General features: G+C 57.9%; 17 protein-coding genes. All 17 read left to right on the forward strand.

Annotated features, from left to right (window positions below; genetic code table 11):
- Positions 1–4: 4 nt before the first annotated feature.
- The 17 genes from ACT7DK_RS00075 to ACT7DK_RS00155 all read left to right on the forward strand — a co-directional run bounded on the left by ACT7DK_RS00075 (position 5) and on the right by ACT7DK_RS00155 (position 17,723).
- Positions 5–808, forward strand: a complete 804-nt coding sequence (locus ACT7DK_RS00075) for a ParA family protein (protein WP_445395115.1) — start codon at positions 5–7, stop codon at positions 806–808.
- Positions 805–1,710 carry a ParB/RepB/Spo0J family partition protein gene (locus ACT7DK_RS00080; RefSeq protein ID WP_445395117.1) on the forward strand — a complete coding sequence of 302 codons (906 nt, stop codon included), beginning with the start codon at positions 805–807 and terminating at the stop codon, positions 1,708–1,710. Before ACT7DK_RS00075 ends, ACT7DK_RS00080 begins: the two co-directional genes overlap by 4 nt.
- A gap of 190 nt (positions 1,711–1,900) precedes the next feature.
- The gene (locus tag ACT7DK_RS00085) at positions 1,901–2,293 is read left to right on the forward strand and encodes an ATP synthase subunit I (protein WP_445395119.1); all 393 of its coding nucleotides are present in this window, start codon (positions 1,901–1,903) and stop codon (positions 2,291–2,293) included.
- An 8-nt stretch (positions 2,294–2,301) separates the two neighbouring features.
- Positions 2,302–3,081, forward strand: coding sequence for a F0F1 ATP synthase subunit A (atpB, locus tag ACT7DK_RS00090; protein ID WP_445395121.1), 780 nt, complete (start codon positions 2,302–2,304; stop codon positions 3,079–3,081).
- A gap of 62 nt (positions 3,082–3,143) precedes the next feature.
- Positions 3,144–3,368: a F0F1 ATP synthase subunit C gene (gene atpE / locus ACT7DK_RS00095; protein WP_071471457.1), complete on the forward strand. Its 225-nt coding sequence runs from the start codon at positions 3,144–3,146 to the stop codon at positions 3,366–3,368.
- Positions 3,369–3,418: 50 nt separating this feature from the next.
- Positions 3,419–3,889 (forward strand): F0F1 ATP synthase subunit B, encoded by a 471-nt coding sequence (gene atpF, locus ACT7DK_RS00100; RefSeq protein ID WP_445395124.1) that lies wholly within the window; start codon positions 3,419–3,421, stop codon positions 3,887–3,889.
- Between the two features lie 13 nt (positions 3,890–3,902).
- Positions 3,903–4,433: a F0F1 ATP synthase subunit delta gene (gene atpH / locus ACT7DK_RS00105; RefSeq protein ID WP_445395126.1), complete on the forward strand. Its 531-nt coding sequence runs from the start codon at positions 3,903–3,905 to the stop codon at positions 4,431–4,433.
- A 14-nt stretch (positions 4,434–4,447) separates the two neighbouring features.
- Complete coding sequence (gene atpA / locus ACT7DK_RS00110) at positions 4,448–5,989, forward strand: F0F1 ATP synthase subunit alpha (protein WP_445395128.1); 1,542 nt, start codon at positions 4,448–4,450, stop codon at positions 5,987–5,989.
- A 42-nt stretch (positions 5,990–6,031) separates the two neighbouring features.
- Complete coding sequence (gene atpG, locus ACT7DK_RS00115; RefSeq protein WP_445395130.1) at positions 6,032–6,892, forward strand: F0F1 ATP synthase subunit gamma; 861 nt, start codon at positions 6,032–6,034, stop codon at positions 6,890–6,892.
- Positions 6,893–6,925: 33 nt separating this feature from the next.
- On the forward strand, positions 6,926–8,314 hold the full coding sequence (gene atpD, locus ACT7DK_RS00120) for a F0F1 ATP synthase subunit beta (protein WP_445395132.1): 1,389 nt from the start codon (positions 6,926–6,928) through the stop codon (positions 8,312–8,314).
- Between the two features lie 18 nt (positions 8,315–8,332).
- Complete coding sequence (locus ACT7DK_RS00125) at positions 8,333–8,758, forward strand: F0F1 ATP synthase subunit epsilon (RefSeq protein WP_445395134.1); 426 nt, start codon at positions 8,333–8,335, stop codon at positions 8,756–8,758.
- Between the two features lie 104 nt (positions 8,759–8,862).
- Entirely contained in the window at positions 8,863–10,221 is a 1,359-nt protein-coding gene (gene glmU, locus ACT7DK_RS00130; RefSeq protein ID WP_445395136.1) for a bifunctional UDP-N-acetylglucosamine diphosphorylase/glucosamine-1-phosphate N-acetyltransferase GlmU, read from the forward strand.
- 231 nt (positions 10,222–10,452) lie between these two features.
- On the forward strand, positions 10,453–11,223 hold the full coding sequence (locus ACT7DK_RS00135) for a DeoR/GlpR family DNA-binding transcription regulator (RefSeq protein ID WP_445395138.1): 771 nt from the start codon (positions 10,453–10,455) through the stop codon (positions 11,221–11,223).
- 10 nt (positions 11,224–11,233) lie between these two features.
- Complete coding sequence (gene glmS, locus ACT7DK_RS00140) at positions 11,234–13,066, forward strand: glutamine--fructose-6-phosphate transaminase (isomerizing) (protein WP_445395140.1); 1,833 nt, start codon at positions 11,234–11,236, stop codon at positions 13,064–13,066.
- Between the two features lie 143 nt (positions 13,067–13,209).
- The gene (locus tag ACT7DK_RS00145; protein WP_445395142.1) at positions 13,210–14,037 is read left to right on the forward strand and encodes a TnsA endonuclease C-terminal domain-containing protein; all 828 of its coding nucleotides are present in this window, start codon (positions 13,210–13,212) and stop codon (positions 14,035–14,037) included.
- Positions 14,024–16,111, forward strand: a complete 2,088-nt coding sequence (locus ACT7DK_RS00150) for a Mu transposase C-terminal domain-containing protein (protein WP_445395144.1) — start codon at positions 14,024–14,026, stop codon at positions 16,109–16,111. The genes ACT7DK_RS00145 and ACT7DK_RS00150 overlap by 14 nt, the downstream gene beginning before the upstream one ends.
- Positions 16,104–17,723: an ATP-binding protein gene (locus tag ACT7DK_RS00155; protein WP_445395146.1), complete on the forward strand. Its 1,620-nt coding sequence runs from the start codon at positions 16,104–16,106 to the stop codon at positions 17,721–17,723. The genes ACT7DK_RS00150 and ACT7DK_RS00155 overlap by 8 nt, the downstream gene beginning before the upstream one ends.
- Position 17,724: the final 1 nt, after the last annotated feature.

A 17,724-nucleotide genomic window follows, 5' to 3' on the forward strand; every position in this document is an offset into this window, starting at 1 on the left:
TCCGGTGGGAAAAGTCATCGCCATTGCCAACCAGAAAGGGGGAGTGGGCAAGACCACGACCTGTGTCAACCTGGCGGCATCCATGGCCGCCACCCGGCGCAAGGTGCTGGTGATCGATCTGGATCCCCAGGGCAACGCCACCATGGCCAGCGGCGTCGACAAGTATCAGGTGGCCAATACCGCTTATGAGTTGCTGGTGGACGATGTGCCCGTCGAGCAGGTGGTGGAGCGGGAAACCAGCGGCGGCTATCACCTGATCGCCGGCAACGGCGACGTGACCGCCGCCGAAATCAAGCTGATGGAGTTCTTCGCCCGGGAAGTGCGCCTGCGCAACGCCCTGGCGCCGGTGCGCGACTACTACGACTATGTGTTCATCGACTGCCCGCCTTCGCTCAACCTGCTCACCGTCAACGCCATGTCGGCGGCGGATTCGGTGCTGGTGCCCATGCAGTGCGAGTATTTCGCCCTGGAAGGGCTGACCGCCCTGGTGGATACCATCAGCAAGCTGGCGGCCGTGGTCAACCCTTCGCTCAGGATCGAAGGCATACTGCGTACCATGTTCGATCACCGCAACCGCCTGGCCAATGAGGTGTCCGATCAGCTCAAGGCCCATTTCGGCGACAAGGTTTATCGCACCGTCATTCCCCGCAACGTCCGCCTGGCCGAAGCCCCCAGTTTCGGTACCCCGGCCATGTACTACGACAAATCCTCGGTGGGAGCCAAATCCTATCTGGCCCTGGCCGGCGAGATACTGCGCCGGGCCGAGCTGGAGCAGGACTCCCCGGAAAATTCGGAACAAACAGCATGACCATGAAACGACGCGGCCTGGGCAAGGGTCTGGATGCCCTGCTCAGCACCAGTTCGGCGGCCAGCCTGCGCCAGCACCAGGCCGAGATCCACTCCCGGCCCGGTGCCAACAGCGAACTGCAGAGCCTGGCCCTGAGCGAGTTGCGGCCGGGCAAGTACCAGCCCCGGCGGGACATGTCCCAGGTGGCACTGGAAGAGCTGGCGATGTCCATCCGCCAGCAGGGCATCATCCAGCCCATAGTGGTGCGCCCGCTCGAGGACGGCGGTTACGAGATCCTGGCCGGCGAACGGCGCTGGCGGGCCGCGCGCATGGCCGGCCTCAGCCTGGTGCCCTGCCTGATCAAGCCGGTCGAAGATCGGGAAGCCATGGCCATCGGTCTGATCGAGAATATCCAGCGGGAGGACCTCAACGTGATCGAAGAGTCCCGAGCCCTCACCCGGTTGATCGAGGAATTCGGCTTCACCCACCAGACGGTGGCCGAGGCGGTGGGCAAGAGCCGCAGCACCGTCAGCAACCTGTTGCGGCTCAACCAGCTCAACGACGAGGTCAAGCAGCTGGTGGAGCACGGCTCCCTGGAAATGGGCCATGCCCGCGCCCTGCTGGCCCTGGCCGGCGAGCAGCAGACCGAGCTGGCCAGGCTGGTGGCCCAGAAGGGGCTGACCGTGAGAGAGACCGAAAAACTGGTCAAACAGATGATTACTCCGAAAAAAGAGAAAATCGACCAGCCCAGATCCTTGCTTATGAACCAGCTTGAACAGGAAATTGGTGAAAAGTTAGGAACAAAAGTAGAAATCAAATCGACCCACAAGGAAAAGGGTAAACTGGTTATTTCATATAACTCATTGAATGAATTAGATAAAATAAGTCAATTCTTCGGGTTGAACGAGATGCTGGAAGATTGATTTGTAGTAAACATTCAATCAGTTTAACCCGTTGTAAATGGTCGGAAAAATCGCGCAAAGCTGTCAAAAATAAGGATTTCCTGCAATTGCATTTGCGCCGATCACGGGTATAATTTGACCTGCTTTTTTGGGGCCTGACTGACGACACTCCGGTGTAGCCAGCAAGCCCCTAACTGTGTCAGGAGTAGTGGTGAAACAGAAGAAGTGGCTCCTAAGCGACAGGCAGGTGGCGCTGGTGATGCTGTTCTGCCAACTGCTCCTGGTGGTGGCTGTCGCCACCCTGTTTTTTTACCAGCAGGGTGATGCAGCCGCCCGTTCCGCCCTCATTGGGGGCGGAATCTACTGGGTCCCCCAATGTCTGTTCAGTGTTCGGGTATTGGTGCGCAGCACCGAGCAGTCGACGCCGGGCAGTGTTGTGGCGGACTTTTACAGCGGGGCAGGGATTAAGCTGGGCAGCACTATCCTGTTGTTCGTGATAGCGCTCAAGTACATGGAGGTGCTTCATGCTCCCCTGTACACGGCTTACGCCCTAGCATTGCTGATGCAGTGGATTCTTTCATTCACTCTCAACAACCGTTACTAGGAAAACACATGGCTGCAACAGGAGATGTCTTAACTTCCCAGGGTTATATCTCTCACCACCTGCAACACCTGCAGGTCGGATCGGGGTTCTGGGCGTTAAATATCGATTCTTTGCTTGTTTCCGTTGTCCTGGGGGTGCTGTTTTTGTGGGGCTTCAGCAAGGTTGCATCCCGTGCAACCAGCGGAGTTCCGGGAAAACTGCAGTGCGCCGTTGAGCTGCTGGTCGAGTTCGTGGATAAATCCGTCAAGGACGTCTTCCATGGCAAGAGTGCGTTGATTGCGCCCCTGGCGCTGACCATTTTTGTCTGGGTCTTCCTGATGAACCTGATGGACCTTATCCCGGTCGACTACCTGCCTTACGGGGCACAGTTGCTTGGCGTTCCCTACCTGAGGGTTGTTCCTTCCGCCGATGTTAACATCACCATGTCCATGGCGTTTGGCGTCTTCTTCCTGATCATTTTCTACAGCATCAGGATGAAGGGCGTGTCCGGCTTCGTTAAAGAGCTGACCATGCAACCGCTGAACCACTGGTCCATGATCCCCGTTAACTTGGTGCTTGAGACCGTGTCCATGATCGCCAAGCCCATTTCGCTGGGCCTGCGTCTGTTCGGCAACATGTATGCCGGTGAGATGATCTTCATCCTTATCGCCGGTCTGCTGCCGTGGTGGTCTCAATGGGTCCTTAATGTGCCTTGGGCGATTTTCCACATCCTGGTTATCACCCTGCAGGCTTTCATCTTCATGATCCTGACCGTCGTGTACCTGTCGATGGCCTATGAAGAACATTAATAACAAGATAACAAAATATTAACAAGCAAGTCGTTCTAACCACTAACAATTGGAGAAAAAAAATGGAAATGATTTTCATCGCTGCCGCTCTTATGCTGGGTCTGGCTTCTATCGGTGGTGCTATCGGTATCTCTATGCTGGGTGGCAAATTCCTGGAAAGTGCTGCTCGTCAGCCCGACATGCTGCCTGCCCTGCGCGGCAACTTCTTTATCGTGGTTGGTCTGGTTGACGCCATCCCCATGATCACCGTTGGTATGGCTCTGTACCTGATCTTCGCCGTTGCCTAATGGCCCGGTCTATCAATCAGTTAGCTAACCATTTTTAAAGGAGAGTTGCGATGAACATGAACGCAACAATCCTCGGTCAGACGATCGCGTTTATCCTGTTCGTTTGGTTCTGCATGAAGTTTGTATGGCCGCCCATCATGGCCGCCATCGAAAACCGCCAGAAAGAGATCGCTGAAGGCCTGTCCTCAGCCGAGCGGGCCAAGAAAGACCTGGCCCTGGCGCAAAACAATGCAACCGAACAACTGAAGGAAGCCAAGCTGCAGTCCGCTCAAATCGTTGAGCAGGCCAACAAGCGCAAGGCCCAGATCATCGAGGATGCAACGCGTGAGGCCCAGGCCGAGCGTGAAAAAATTCTGGCACAAGCCCAGGCGGAAATTGAAGCCGAACGCAATCGTGTCAAAGAGGAACTGCGTAAGCAGGTTGCTGCTCTTGCCCTGGTGGGTGCAGAGAAGATCCTCGAGCGTCAGATTGATGCCGCTGCCAACAGCGACATCGTTGAGAAAGTAGTAGCTGAACTGTAAGGGATATAGAGCCATGGAAATGAAAACCATTGCTCGCCCCTATGCCAAAGCAGCTTTCGATTTTGCCGTTGAGAAAAACGCGGTTGAGAACTGGTTGTCCATGCTGACGTTTGCTGCCGAAGTGGCAAGCAACAGCGCCATGGCCAACGTACTCAGCAGCGATCTGAACGCGGAAAAGATGGCCGATGTGTTTTTGGCTGTCTGTGGCGAACAGCTCGATGAGCAAGGCCAGAACCTGATGAAGGTGATGGCCGCAAACGGACGCTTGAGTGTGTTGCCGGCGGTGGTGCAGGAGTTCGCCTTGATGAAGGCGGAACTGGACCGGGAAGTGGAAGCCGAGGTGGTTTCCGCAGCCAAACTGACCAAGCAACAAGTGGCCAAGATTCAGGCTTCCCTGGAACAGCGCCTGGGGCGCAAGGTGAAGCTGAATTGCAGCGTCGACAATAGCCTGATGGCTGGCCTCATCATCAAGGCCGGTGACATGGTGATCGACGGAAGTGTGCGGGGCCGCCTGTCCCGCTTGGCCGAAACGCTGCAATCTTGATTGGGGAATAGAGCATGCAACTGAATTCAACTGAAATTGCCGAGCTGATCAAACAGCGTATCGAGCAATTCAATGTTGTCAGTGAAGCACGAAACGAAGGCACCATCGTATCCGTAAGCGATGGCATCATTCGTATTCACGGCCTTGCTGACATCATGCAAGGTGAAATGATTGAACTGCCGGGTAACCGTTACGCCCTGGCCCTGAACCTGGAGCGCGACTCCGTCGGCGCCGTGGTCATGGGACCCTACGCGGATCTGGCCGAAGGCATGAAGGTTCAGTCCACCGGTCGTATCCTGGAAGTGCCGGTCGGTCGCAGCCTGCTGGGCCGCGTGGTCAACACCCTGGGTGAGCCGATCGACGGCAAAGGCGCCATCGAGACCGATACTTTCTCTCCGGTGGAAGTGATCGCCCCGGGCGTTATCGACCGTCAGTCGGTGGATCAGCCGGTACAGACCGGTTACAAGGCCGTCGACGCCATGATCCCCATCGGCCGTGGCCAGCGGGAGCTGATCATCGGCGACCGTCAGGTGGGCAAGACCGCCCTGGCCGTCGACGCCATCATCAACCAGAAAGACTCCGGCATTAAGTGTGTGTACGTGGCCATCGGCCAGAAAGCGTCCACCATCGCCAACGTGGTACGCAAGCTGGAAGAGCACGACGCTCTGAAGAACACCATAGTGGTGGTGGCTTCCGCGTCTGAGTCCGCCGCCCTGCAATACCTGGCGCCTTACGCCGGTTGTGCCATGGGTGAGTTCTTCCGTGACCGCGGTGAAGATGCGCTGATCGTGTATGACGACCTGTCCAAACAGGCCGTGGCTTACCGTCAGATCTCCCTGCTGCTGCGCCGTCCTCCGGGCCGTGAAGCCTATCCGGGTGACGTGTTCTACCTGCACTCCCGTCTGCTGGAGCGTGCGTCCCGCGTGTCCGCCGACTACGTGGAGCGTTTCACCAAGGGTGAAGTGAAAGGCCAGACCGGCTCGCTGACCGCGCTGCCGATCATCGAAACCCAGGCCGGCGACGTGTCCGCCTTCGTTCCGACCAACGTGATCTCCATCACCGATGGTCAGATCTTCCTGACCACCGAGCTGTTCAACTCCGGTATCCGTCCGGCGGTTGATCCGGGTATCTCGGTATCCCGGGTAGGTGGCGCGGCCCAGACCAAGATCGTGAAGAAGCTGTCCGGTGGTATCCGTACCGCCCTGGCTCAGTATCGCGAACTGGCGGCCTTCGCCCAGTTCTCTTCCGACCTGGACGAAGCCACCCGCAAACAGCTGAGCCACGGTCAGAAAGTGACCGAGCTGATGAAGCAGAAGCAATATCGTCCCATGTCCGTGGCCGAGCAAGCCCTGGTGCTGTTCGCCGCCGAAAACGGTTACCTGGACGATGTCGAGCTCAAGCTCATCACTACGTTCGAAGCCGCCCTGCTCGCTTACGCCGATTCAGAACATGCCGCCCTGATGGCGGAGATCAACGAGAAAGCCGACTACAACAACGACGTTGTAGCCAAGCTGACTGCGTTGCTGGATAGCTTCAAGGCTACCCAGTCCTGGTAACCATGTGGCAGCAACCGCTGCCACCTGAATTGGAGAAGCGACATGGCCGGCGCAAAAGAAATACGTAGCAAGATCGGGAGTGTGAAAAACACTCAGAAGATCACCAGCGCTATGGAAATGGTGGCCGCCTCGAAAATGCGCAGAGCGCAGGATCGGATGGCCCACAGCCGTCCATACGCTGAAACCATACGCAAGGTGATCGGCCACATCGCGCAGGGGAACTTGGAATACAAGCACCCCTACCTGGAGGACCGCGAGGTCAAGCGCGTTGGGTTTATTATCGTCTCCACCGATCGGGGCCTCTGTGGTGGCTTGAACATCAACGTGTTCAAGGCCGCCATGAACGAAATGAAAGCATGGTCCGATAAAGGGGTGGGTATCGACCTGGCCCTTATCGGCAACAAGGCGGTAGGTTTTTTCAACCGCTATGGCGGCAAGGTGGTCGCTCAGGCCACGGGATTGGGTGACAACCCCTCCCTCAGCGAGCTGATCGGCTCCGTCAATGTCATGCTGGAGGCGTTCGATAACGGTGAGATTGACAGGCTGTATCTGGTGTACAACAAGTTCGAAAACACCATGGTGCAGAAACCCCGGGTCGATCAACTGTTGCCTTTGCCTGCATCGGAAGAAGAAGTGGCCAGCCACAGCTGGGATTACATCTACGAGCCGGATCCCAAATCGCTGCTGGACAAGCTGCTGGTGCGCTTTGTGGAATCACAGGTGTACCAGGGCGTGGTGGAAAACCTGGCCAGTGAGCAGGCCGCCCGGATGGTGGCGATGAAGGCCGCTACCGATAACGCCGGCAACCTGATCAACGATCTGCAACTGGTGTACAACAAGGCCCGTCAGGCCGCCATTACCCAGGAACTGAGCGAGATCGTGGCCGGGGCCGGTGCCGTATAAGGCGAAGGTATTCAAAGGTTTAGAGGATTTGACATGAGTAAGGGTATCATAGTCCAAATCATCGGCGCGGTCGTGGACGTGGAATTCCCGCAAGATGCGGTTCCCCACGTGTACGATGCGCTGAAGATCACGACTGAAGGCCAGGGCCAGGGTCTGGTTCTGGAAGTTCAGCAGCAAATCGGCGGCGGCGTAGTACGCTGTATCGCCATGGGTTCCTCCGACGGCCTGCGTCGCGGCCTGGAAGTGGAAAACACCAATGCACCCATCCAGGTGCCGGTGGGCGTAAAAACCCTGGGCCGGATCATGGACGTGCTGGGCAACCCCATCGACGAGAAAGGTCCGGTGGGCGAAGAGGAGCGCTGGTCCATCCACCGCGAAGCCCCCAGCTACGAAGAGCAGTCCAGCTCTACCGAACTGCTGGAAACCGGCATCAAGGTAATCGACCTGGTCTGCCCCTTCGCCAAGGGCGGTAAGGTCGGCCTGTTCGGCGGCGCCGGCGTGGGCAAGACCGTTAACATGATGGAGCTGATCCGTAACATCGCCATCGAGCACAGCGGTTACTCCGTGTTCGCCGGTGTGGGCGAGCGGACCCGTGAAGGTAACGACTTCTACCATGAGATGACCGAGTCCAACGTACTGGACAAGGTATCCCTGGTTTACGGTCAGATGAACGAGCCGCCCGGCAACCGTCTGCGCGTGGCGCTGACCGGCCTGACCATGGCCGAGAAGTTCCGTGACGAAGGTCGTGACGTACTGCTGTTCGTCGACAACATCTACCGTTACACCCTGGCCGGTACCGAGGTATCCGCACTGCTGGGCCGTATGCCCTCCGCGGTAGGTTACCAGCCGACCCTGGCGGAAGAGATGGGCGTGCTGCAGGAGCGGATTACCTCCACCAAGACCGGCTCCATCACCTCCGTGCAGGCCGTTTACGTACCCGCGGACGACTTGACCGACCCCTCTCCGGCCACCACCTTCGCCCACCTGGACGCGACCGTGGTACTGAGCCGTCAGATCGCCGCCCTGGGTATCTACCCGGCCGTTGACCCGCTGGATTCCACCAGCCGTCAGCTGGACCCGCTGGTGATCGGTCAGGAGCACTACGACGTGGCCCGTGGCGTGCAGTCCGTACTGCAGCGCTACAAGGAGCTGAAAGACATCATCGCCATCCTCGGGATGGACGAGCTGTCCGAAGACGACAAGCTGACCGTAGCCCGTGCCCGTAAGATCGAGCGTTTCCTGTCCCAGCCGTTCTTCGTGGCCGAGGTATTTACCGGTTCTCCCGGCAAGTACGTATCGCTGAAGGACACCATCAGTGGCTTCAAAGGCATACTGAACGGCGACTACGATGCGCTGCCCGAGCAGGCGTTCTACATGGTTGGCTCCATCGACGAAGTGGTCGAAAAAGCCAAGAAACTGTAAGCCTCGAAGGAGGACCTGATGGCTGACTATAGCTTTCACCTGGACATTGTCAGTGCCGAGGAACGTCTGTACTCCGGCTCTGTCACCGCGGTGACTGTCTCCGGCTCTGAGGGTGAATTGGGGATCCGTTACGGACATGCCCCCTTGTTGACGTCCATTCGTCCCGGCCTGGTGCAATACGTGACCAAGGCCGGCAAACAAGAAGTCCTGTACGTTTCCGGCGGCATGCTGGAAGTACTGGGCAGCAGTGTGATGGTTCTGGCCGACACTGCGATTCGCGCCGAAGATCTGGATAAAGCCAAGGCCGAAGAAGCCAAGAGAGCGGCGGAAGCTAAGCTGCATGGTTCGTCTCACGACACCGACTATGCGGAAGCGGCCGCCGAACTGGCCCGGGCTATGGCGAAACTGCGCGTGCTGCAGTTGGTTAAAAAGAACGTGCGCTGATCCCAGCGCGGCAAAAAAGCGACCTCAGGGTCGCTTTTTTTTTATAAAAAAATCAGAATAGCCCGCAGCAAAATTCAGCAAACAGAGATGGGATTATCAAGCTTATGAGCATTCAGGCGGTTATTCTGGCGGCGGGCAAGGGCACCCGCATGCGTTCCTCCCTGCCCAAGGTGCTGCACCCGGTGGCGGGACAACCCATGGTCGGCCATGTGCTGGCGGCGGCCAGGGCCTGCGGCGTGGACGGCATCCACCTGGTCTACGGCCACGGCGCCGACCAGCTCAAGGCCAGGATAGAAGCGCCCGGCATCACCTGGGTACACCAGGAGGAGCAGCTGGGCACCGGCCATGCGGTGGCGGTGGCGCTGCCGGAGCTCAATGACGACGACAGGGTGCTGGTGCTCTACGGCGACACCCCCCTGCTGCAGGCCGACACCCTGGGCCGGCTGCTGGCCGCCCATCCCGGCAACGGCATCGCCCTGCTCACCGTCCGGCTGCCCGATCCCACCGGCTATGGCCGCATCGTGCGGGAAAACGGCAAGGTCACCGGCATCGTCGAGCAGAAGGACGCCAGCCCCGAACAGCTGGCCATCGACGAGGTCAACACCGGGGTGCTGGTGGCCAGGGCCGGCCAGCTGAAGGCCTGGTTGGGCCGGCTCGACAACGACAACGCCCAGGGTGAGTACTACCTGACCGATATCTTCGCCATGGCCCATGCCGAGGGCTGCGAGATCAATACCGTGCACCCGGCCAGCACCTATGAGGTGGAAGGGGCCAACGACCGGCTGCAACTGGCCGGCCTGGAGCGGGCCTACCAGCGGATGCAGGCCGAGCGGCTGATGCGCGAAGGGGTGACCCTGCTGGATCCGGCCCGCTTCGATCTGCGCGGCGAGCTGAGCGTGGGCGAAGAGGTGGTGATCGACGTCAACGTCATCATCGAAGGCGAGGTGCGGCTGGGCAACCGGGTGCGCATCGGCGCCGGCGCCATCCTCAAAAACTGCGTGATCGGGGACGACGCCGAAGTGAAGCCTTACTCCCTTATCGAGGGCGCCGAGCTGGGCCAGGCCAGCAGCGCCGGCCCCTTTGCCCGGCTGCGCCCCGGCGCCGTGCTGGCGGAAGATGCCCACGTGGGCAACTTCGTGGAGATGAAGAAGGCCCGGCTGGGCAAGGGCTCCAAGGCCGGCCACCTGAGTTACCTGGGCGATGCGGAGGTAGGCGAGAAGGTGAACATCGGCGCCGGCACCATCACCTGCAACTACGATGGGGTGAACAAGTTCCAGACCGTGATCGAGGACGGCGTCTTCGTCGGCTCCGACACCCAGCTGGTGGCGCCGGTGCGCATCGGCAAGAACGCCACCCTGGGTGCCGGCTCCACCGTCACCAAGGACGTGGCCGAGGCCGAACTGGTGATAACGCGGGTGCCCCAGCGCCATATCAAAAACTGGCCCAGACCGGTTAAAAAATAGCTATCAGCTTTAAGCTGGAAGCTTGAAGAAAGACGGCGCGGCTGCGATTTCACAGCCGCGCTTTTTTATTTCCTTAGCGCTTCATGGCTTTAACTCTGCTCCGTATTCTTCCAGCTTCCAGCTTCCAGCTTCCAGCTTCCAGCTTCCAGCTTCCAGCTTCCAGCTTTAGTTCTTGATCGTTTATCTTTTGATCTGCTAGCATTAGGTTTCGATTCGAAACTTAGTGCGACCATGTCGAAACGCAATACCCAACAGCGCCGTCATATCATCGTCTCCCTGCTCAACGAGCAGGGCGAGCTGACGGTGGACGAGCTGGCCCGCCGCTTCGAGACCTCGGAAGTGACCATCCGCAAGGATCTGTCGGCCCTGGAGAAGAACGGCCTCTTGCTGCGCCGCTACGGCGGCGCCGTGCCGGTGCCCAGCGAAATGGTGGCCGAGCACGGCGGCGAGCCGGTTTCGGAACGAAAGCAGGCCATCGCCCGGGCGGCGGCGGCGCGCATCCGCGATCACAACCGCATCATCATCGACAGCGGCAGCACCACGGCGGCGCTGCTCGGCGAGCTCGGCAGCAAGCACGGCCTGGTGGTGATGACCAACTCGCTCAGTATCGCCAATATCCTGCGCGAACTGGAGCCGGAGCCGACCCTGCTGATGACCGGCGGCACCTGGGATGCATCATCCGAGTCGTTCCAGGGCCAGGTGGCGGAGCAGGTGCTGCGCTCCTACGACTTCGATCAGCTGTTTATCGGCGCCGACGGCATCGACATTCAGCGCGGCACCACCACCTTCAACGAACTGACCGGCTTGTCGCGGGTGATGGCGGAAGTGGCCCGGGAGGTGGTGGTGATGGTGGAGTCGGACAAGATAGGCCGCAAGATCCCCAACCTGGAGCTGCCCTGGACGGCCATCCACACCCTGATCACCGACGGCGGCCTGTCGGCCGCCGCCCAACAACAACTTGAACTGAAGGGCATTAACCTGGTTATTGCCCCCGAACACTGAGGATTTGACTATGTGCGGAATTGTAGGGGCGGTTGCCCAGCGGGACGTGGCGGAAATACTGGTGGAAGGCCTGCGCCGCCTGGAATACCGGGGTTATGACTCGGCCGGGGTGGCGGTGATCGACGGCGAGGGCAAACTCGGCCGGGTGCGCCGGCTGGGCAAGGTTCAGGCCCTGGCCGAGGCCCTGGAGCAGCAGCCGCTGGCCGGCGGCACCGGCATCGCCCATACCCGCTGGGCCACCCACGGCGAGCCCTCGGAGCGCAACGCCCACCCCCATGTGTCCGGCGACATCACCGTGGTGCACAACGGCATCATCGAAAACCACGAGGAGCTGCGCGCCGAGCTGCAGGCCAAGGGCTACGAGTTCGTGTCCGACACCGATACCGAAGTGATTGCTCACCTGGTGCACTGGCACCGCCAGCACAGCGACTCCCTGCTGGCCGCCCTGCAGACCGCGGTCAGGCAACTGCGCGGCGCCTACGGCACCGTACTGATGGATACCAAGGATCCCTCCCGGCTGGTGGTGGCCCGCTCCGGCTCGCCCCTGGTGATCGGCCTGGGGCTGGGCGAGAACTTTATCGCCTCGGATCAGCTGGCGCTGCTGCCGGTGACCCGCCGCTTCCTGTTCCTGGAGGAAGGGGACGTGGCCGAGGTGACCCGCCGCGATATCCGCATCTTCGATGTGAACGGCGAGCCGGTGGTGCGCGAAGAGCTGGAATCCGACGTGTCCCACGATGCGGGCGACAAGGGCGAGTACCGCCACTACATGCTGAAGGAAATCTTCGAGCAGCCCAAGGCCATCACCGACACCCTGGAAGGGCGCATTGCCGACAGCCATGTGGTGGTGGAGTCCTTCGGCAACGGTGCCCGCGCCATTTTTGAGCGGGTGGAGCATATCCAGCTGATTGCCTGCGGCACCTCCTACCACTCCGGAATGGTCGCCAAATACTGGTTCGAGGCCCTGGCCGGGGTGTCCTGCGATATCGAGATCGCCTCCGAGTTCCGCTACCGCAAGTCGGTGGTGCGGCCCAACAGCCTGCTGATCACCCTGTCCCAGAGTGGCGAAACCGCCGATACCCTGGCGGCGCTGCGCCTGGCCAAGGCATCCGGCTTTATGAGCAGCCTGGCCATCTGCAACGTGCCCGGCTCTTCCCTGGTACGGGAGTCCGACCTGGCGTTCATGACCCGGGCGGGCGCCGAGATCGGCGTGGCCTCCACCAAGGCCTTCACCACCCAGCTGGCCGGCCTGCTGATGCTGGTGGCCGCCATCGGCCGCTGCCGCGGCAACATGGATGCCGACACCGAAGCCCGGCTGGTGCAGGCGCTGCGCAGCCTGCCGGCCCATATCGGCGAGACCCTGGCGCTGGCCAGGGACATCGAAGCCCTGGCGGAAGAGTTTGCCGACAAGCACCACAGCCTGTTCCTCGGCCGCGGCGATCAGTACCCCATCGCCATGGAAGGGGCGCTCAAGCTCAAGGAGATCTCCTATATCCATGCCGAAGCCTATGCCGCCGGCGAGCTCAAGCATGGCCCGCTGGCGCTGATCGACGCCGACATGCCGATCATCGTGGTGGCGCCCAACAACGATCTGCTGGAAAAGCTCAAGTCCAACGTGGAAGAAGTCCGCGCCCGGGGCGGCATCCTCTACGTGTTCGCCGACAAGGAAGCGGGCTTCAAGGGCGACGCCACCATGAGGGTGATGCCGCTCAACCACGTGGACGAGCTGATCGCCCCCATCGTCTACACGGTGCCGCTGCAGCTGCTGTCCTACCATGTGGCCCTGATCAAGGGTACCGACGTCGACCAGCCGCGTAACCTGGCAAAATCGGTCACGGTTGAATAAGAAAGACAGTAGAGTAGATAAAAATGTGGGATGAAAATAAAGTGTCATCCCATAAAATAAAGTCTCATCATTGAAAATAGAGTTTCATCATCGCCTGCCATCGACTATGTTGAATTTATCAACAGTCGGTGGCGGGCGTTTTTATGGCAGGGACATTCAAGGGGCTGAGCCAGCAGCAGATTGATAAGCGGCTGCGAGAAGGGCGCGGCCAGGGCAACGGACCTGAGTACAAGCCGTTCATCTATACCCGTGACGTTTCTTCTCTAGGACGCTCTCACCGCCTTCCTGGCTCCAGATGCCCTCGTTTGTATCATCTTCTTTCTGATCTGGAACTGGCAGTGTTCCTGATGCTGGATTGGTCGCTCAAAGTTCTCGATATACGCGAGCAATATCCGCTACGGCCAGAGGACACCGTCCGGATCGCCAGAGACCTTGGCATTCCTCACGCTTCTTTCAAGGGCACACCACAAGTCCTCAGCAGTGATTTCCTGGTGGATTTCGATAACCCGGACATGCCCATGATGGCGTTTCAGGCCAAGTACAGCACCGATCTCAGGAAGCCCGAAACCATAGAGCGGTTGATGCTCGAAAAGCGTTATTGGGAGGAAAAAGGGATCCCCTGGAAACTGCTTTCCGAAAAAGAGCTATCCAGGCCGGTACAGGACAATATCCAGTGGCTTTACCCGGCAAGTGCTGAAAAAGACGTGCCTCTAGACGAGTTACATCATTATCAATCTTTGTTTGTAAAAGAGTTTGAGCAGAACCCGAATATGCTCCTGACGACCATTAGCCAGCGTTTGGATATGGCTTACAACCTTCAGGCAGGTCATACGCTGTACTGGCTCAGACAGCTGCTGGCCCGTCGTGTTTTCATGTTTGATATCAACTTGTCTTACCGCAAGTTGACCTCTGCCGATATTCGTCTGAATCGCCACAATGATGGCGGGGAGGTAGACATTGCTTCCGGTTAATCAGGTTTTCTCATGGGCAGAGCATCGTTACCGATTGTTATGGTGTTCTGGTGATATAGCCGTCTGGATTGAAATCGACGATGAAGCATCGTTGCCGGTGTGTCTTCCTCTTGATGAGTTGGAAAGACTGCTTCTGGATGGGGAAATACAGCGGATTGATGATCCTTTTATTCATGCCACCATGCGGGAAGTGGTTGAGGGGACACCGGACTGGCAGAAGAGGGAACGGGCATGGAATATGCTGGCAGCGCATGTCGAAGATCCGAGTTTACTGGACAGCAGCACCAGAGGTCATATCGTCAAGTCTATCATGGAGGAACATGGAGTTACCCACCAGACGGTATATCGCTACCTTAAGCGCTACTGGCAACGAGGAATGTGTAAAAACGCTCTATTGCCCGACTACTTCAAATCGGGAGGTAAAGGCAAGAAACGCCAGGCTGCGGGTACCAAGCTGGGCAGGCCCAGAGTGGTGCGGGACGGCACCGGCGTCAACATAACGCCCGACATCGAAAAGGTGTTCAGAAGGATCATCGAAACTCGCCTGTTGAAGGAAAAGCATATCTCTGTGGCTGATGCCCACGCCAAGTCTCTGAATTTTATCAGGGCCATGTATCCAGACTCTCCAGCCTCTGAAATGCCAACACCGGAGCAATTCCGCTATTTCTTCCGCAGGGAATATGAAAAGACCAGCGTGCTTGAAAAGCAGTCCTCGGCGATTGATTTTGCCAAGGACATCAGGCCCCTGAGGAGTACCTCTACGGCAGAAGCCCTGGGGCCTGGCCATCGCTACCAGATCGACGCGACTGTTGGAGACCTTTATCTGGTTTCGGAGCATGATCGCAGCCTGATTGTGGGCCGCCCCGTTGTCTACGTTGTTGTCGATGTTTTCAGCCGAATGGTCACTGGGCTGTATATCGGTTTTGAAGGGCCGTCTTGGGTCAGTGCCATGATGGCTCTGGCTAATTCGGTAGCCGACAAGGTCGAGTATTGCCAGCAGTTTGGTATTGAGATCAGCCCCGAAGACTGGCCGGTGCAAGGCCTGCCGGATGTCATCCTGGCGGATAAGGGGGAACTGAATGGTACCAAGGTAGAGTCTTTCTCCGAGGCCTTCGGGATCCGTATCGAAAACGCTTCCGCGCAGCGAGGGGATGCCAAGGGCGTAGTGGAAAGGATGTTTCGTACCTTACAGGAAGGATTCAAACCCTATATTCCTGGTGTGGTGGAGGTGTCAACGAGCCGCAAACGCGGTGGCCATGATTACCGGCTGGATGCCAGTCTGACGTTATCTGAATTCACGCGATTTATCATTGCTGCGGTACTCTATCAAAATAACTTCAGGACCATGGCGAAGTATGACAGAGCCGAGTCCATGCCCAGCCAACTTCCTGCTGTTCCTTTGAAGATATGGAATTGGGGGCTAGCCAATATGACGGGGCGCTTGCGCCAAGCCCCCGAAGAGTTGGTTCGTATTAACTTGCTTCCTCATGATTCTGCAACTCTATCGGACCGAGGGATCAGGCTGTTTGGTTGTTACTACACCTGTCCCGAAGCCATCAAGGCTGGCTGGTTTCACCGAGGGGCGGGGCAAAGGCCCGATAAGGTTCTGGTGGCTTACGATCCCCGTTGCGCAGACCATATTTACATTCGGCCCAGCAAGTCACTCAAGGATTACTGGGTATGCGACCTGGCCGATCTCAGCCGGCGTTTCCGGATAATGACTTTCTGGGATGTGTGGAAAATCACCAGAGAAGAGAAAAAAGCTGATGCCAATGCGTCCATGGTTGCCGTTCAGGAAAAAGGGAAATTGCTTGAACAACTGGAAGCCATTGTGGCCGAGGCTGATGCTAGCCGCCCAGATCGTTCCGGGCTGACCAAGAAAGATTTGGGTACGCGCATCAGAGAGAATAAGCAGGACGAGAAACACCACGAACGAGCCCGAAGTGCCGTAAAGCCAATTAAGAAACAGCAGGACAAAACCGCTGACGTAGTGCCGCTGAAGGGGAAAAAGCCGGATGACTATGCTTTTCCTGATATGGGTGATCTGATTTTCGGAGATGACGACGATGAGTGAGCCGACCAGTGTAGGTGGCATTCCTGAGGCAAAATATCAGGATCCTCTGTTGCCCGAATACCGGAGTAACCCACTGATTTGTGCCTTGCCCCCGATTTATGACTTGCAGGAGGTAGTCGGCAAGCTCCAGTTAAAGCCATCTTTTGACCCTCAGGAGGTATTTTTGAATGGGCGGCTCAGGGGACATGCCATTGCTCGTTTGCTGCACTCATTTTTCCAGCCACTGAATCATCACCTTGAACTTGAAGGAAAAATCAGCCTGATGATCCGTCAGGGATACATTGGGCGTAATCCTGCCAGTGGTGCCTGGTATTCACACCTGCAAAACGGTTTTCGGCGGGTTGAGGAGGAAGATCTAGAGGCCCGGGTATATGAAAACGTTGCATCCACCGCCAGCAGCCTGTCGCTATTCGGATGCTCAGGGTGTGGTAAGACCCGGACTCTGGAGCGCATTCTGAGTATGTATCCCCAAGCATTATTCCATCCTGAGTACAACATTACCCAGCTGACATATCTCAAGGTGGATTGCCCCATTGACGGCGATCTCGATGAATTGTGCCTCAGTTTCTTCAATCAAGTAGACAGGGTTTTGGGTACTCAGTACAGCAGGAGCCATGGTCGCAAGAAATTGGGGACCAAGCGCCTGCTGGCCAGCATGTGCCAGATTGCCAATCTTCATGCTCTTGGGGTACTGATTATTGATGAGGTACAGAACCTCAACGAGGCCAGATCTGGCGGTGCCGAGAAAATGCATAACTTTTTCGTCTCCCTGGTCAATACCATAGGAGTACCCATCATCCAGGTGGGGACTCACAGAGCCAGTAAATTCTTCCAGCGGACATTCAGGGCTGCCCGCCGTATTTCAGGGCTTGGCAGCATTCGCTGGGACCGCTTGCCCCAGGATCAGCTCTGGCAGAGGATGCTGAAGCGCCTGTGGAAGTACCAGTGGCTGAAGAATGCCGCTCCTCTGGATGATGAGCTTGAAGGTACCATGTATGAGTTGACCCAGGGCGTCATGGATATCGTGGTCAAGCTATTCGTGCTGGCCCAGATCCGGGCTATTGTGACCGGCGTGGAATCCATCAAGCCGCAGCTGTTACGCAAGGTCTATGAGGACGAATTCAAGCCGGTCCACCCTATGCTGGCGGCCCTGAGAAGCAACAGAGCAGAGCTTATTGCCCGGTACGACGACTTGCTTATGCCTGAGATCGAAGGGCGGCTTATTTCCCTAACCCAAGCACTGGAAAACATTCCTGAGCCTAAGCCAGCCCCGCCGCCAAGCGATGATAAGACTAAACGACTGCTGGCTTTGCTAGAAGCTATGGACATCCCCCGAGATATTGCCATGCCAATGGCTGACGACCTTTTGAGGGAGCATCCGGATATTCCGTTGGCGGCCCTAGTGCACAAAGCCACCCTTTACCTTGCCTTAGATGAGGACAAGCCAAAGCCACCAAAGACTAGCAAAGTGAAGTTGGCCGAATGGGGAAAGCTGCCCCCCGGCGACCTGCGGAACATCTATGCTTCCGGCCCTGAGGACGAAGTTTACGAGAGAATCAAACAAGCCGGCCTTGTTTTTGACTTGAGCACCCTGTTGGATAAGGCAGGGTGAT

It is taken from the genome of Zobellella sp. An-6 (assembly GCF_052487945.1).

Coding starts and splice junctions, on each gene's coding strand:
- glmU (WP_445395136.1), top strand. CDS start 8,863: ATGAGCATTCAGGCGGTTATTCTGGCGGCGGGCAAGGGCACCCGCATG.
- atpD (WP_445395132.1), top strand. CDS start 6,926: ATGAGTAAGGGTATCATAGTCCAAATCATCGGCGCGGTCGTGGACGTG.
- atpE (WP_071471457.1), top strand. CDS start 3,144: ATGGAAATGATTTTCATCGCTGCCGCTCTTATGCTGGGTCTGGCTTCT.
- ACT7DK_RS00155 (WP_445395146.1), top strand. CDS start 16,104: ATGAGTGAGCCGACCAGTGTAGGTGGCATTCCTGAGGCAAAATATCAG.
- atpH (WP_445395126.1), top strand. CDS start 3,903: ATGGAAATGAAAACCATTGCTCGCCCCTATGCCAAAGCAGCTTTCGAT.
- ACT7DK_RS00145 (WP_445395142.1), top strand. CDS start 13,210: ATGGCAGGGACATTCAAGGGGCTGAGCCAGCAGCAGATTGATAAGCGG.
- atpF (WP_445395124.1), top strand. CDS start 3,419: ATGAACATGAACGCAACAATCCTCGGTCAGACGATCGCGTTTATCCTG.
- atpA (WP_445395128.1), top strand. CDS start 4,448: ATGCAACTGAATTCAACTGAAATTGCCGAGCTGATCAAACAGCGTATC.
- ACT7DK_RS00080 (WP_445395117.1), top strand. CDS start 805: ATGACCATGAAACGACGCGGCCTGGGCAAGGGTCTGGATGCCCTGCTC.
- ACT7DK_RS00125 (WP_445395134.1), top strand. CDS start 8,333: ATGGCTGACTATAGCTTTCACCTGGACATTGTCAGTGCCGAGGAACGT.
- atpB (WP_445395121.1), top strand. CDS start 2,302: ATGGCTGCAACAGGAGATGTCTTAACTTCCCAGGGTTATATCTCTCAC.
- glmS (WP_445395140.1), top strand. CDS start 11,234: ATGTGCGGAATTGTAGGGGCGGTTGCCCAGCGGGACGTGGCGGAAATA.
- atpG (WP_445395130.1), top strand. CDS start 6,032: ATGGCCGGCGCAAAAGAAATACGTAGCAAGATCGGGAGTGTGAAAAAC.
- ACT7DK_RS00135 (WP_445395138.1), top strand. CDS start 10,453: ATGTCGAAACGCAATACCCAACAGCGCCGTCATATCATCGTCTCCCTG.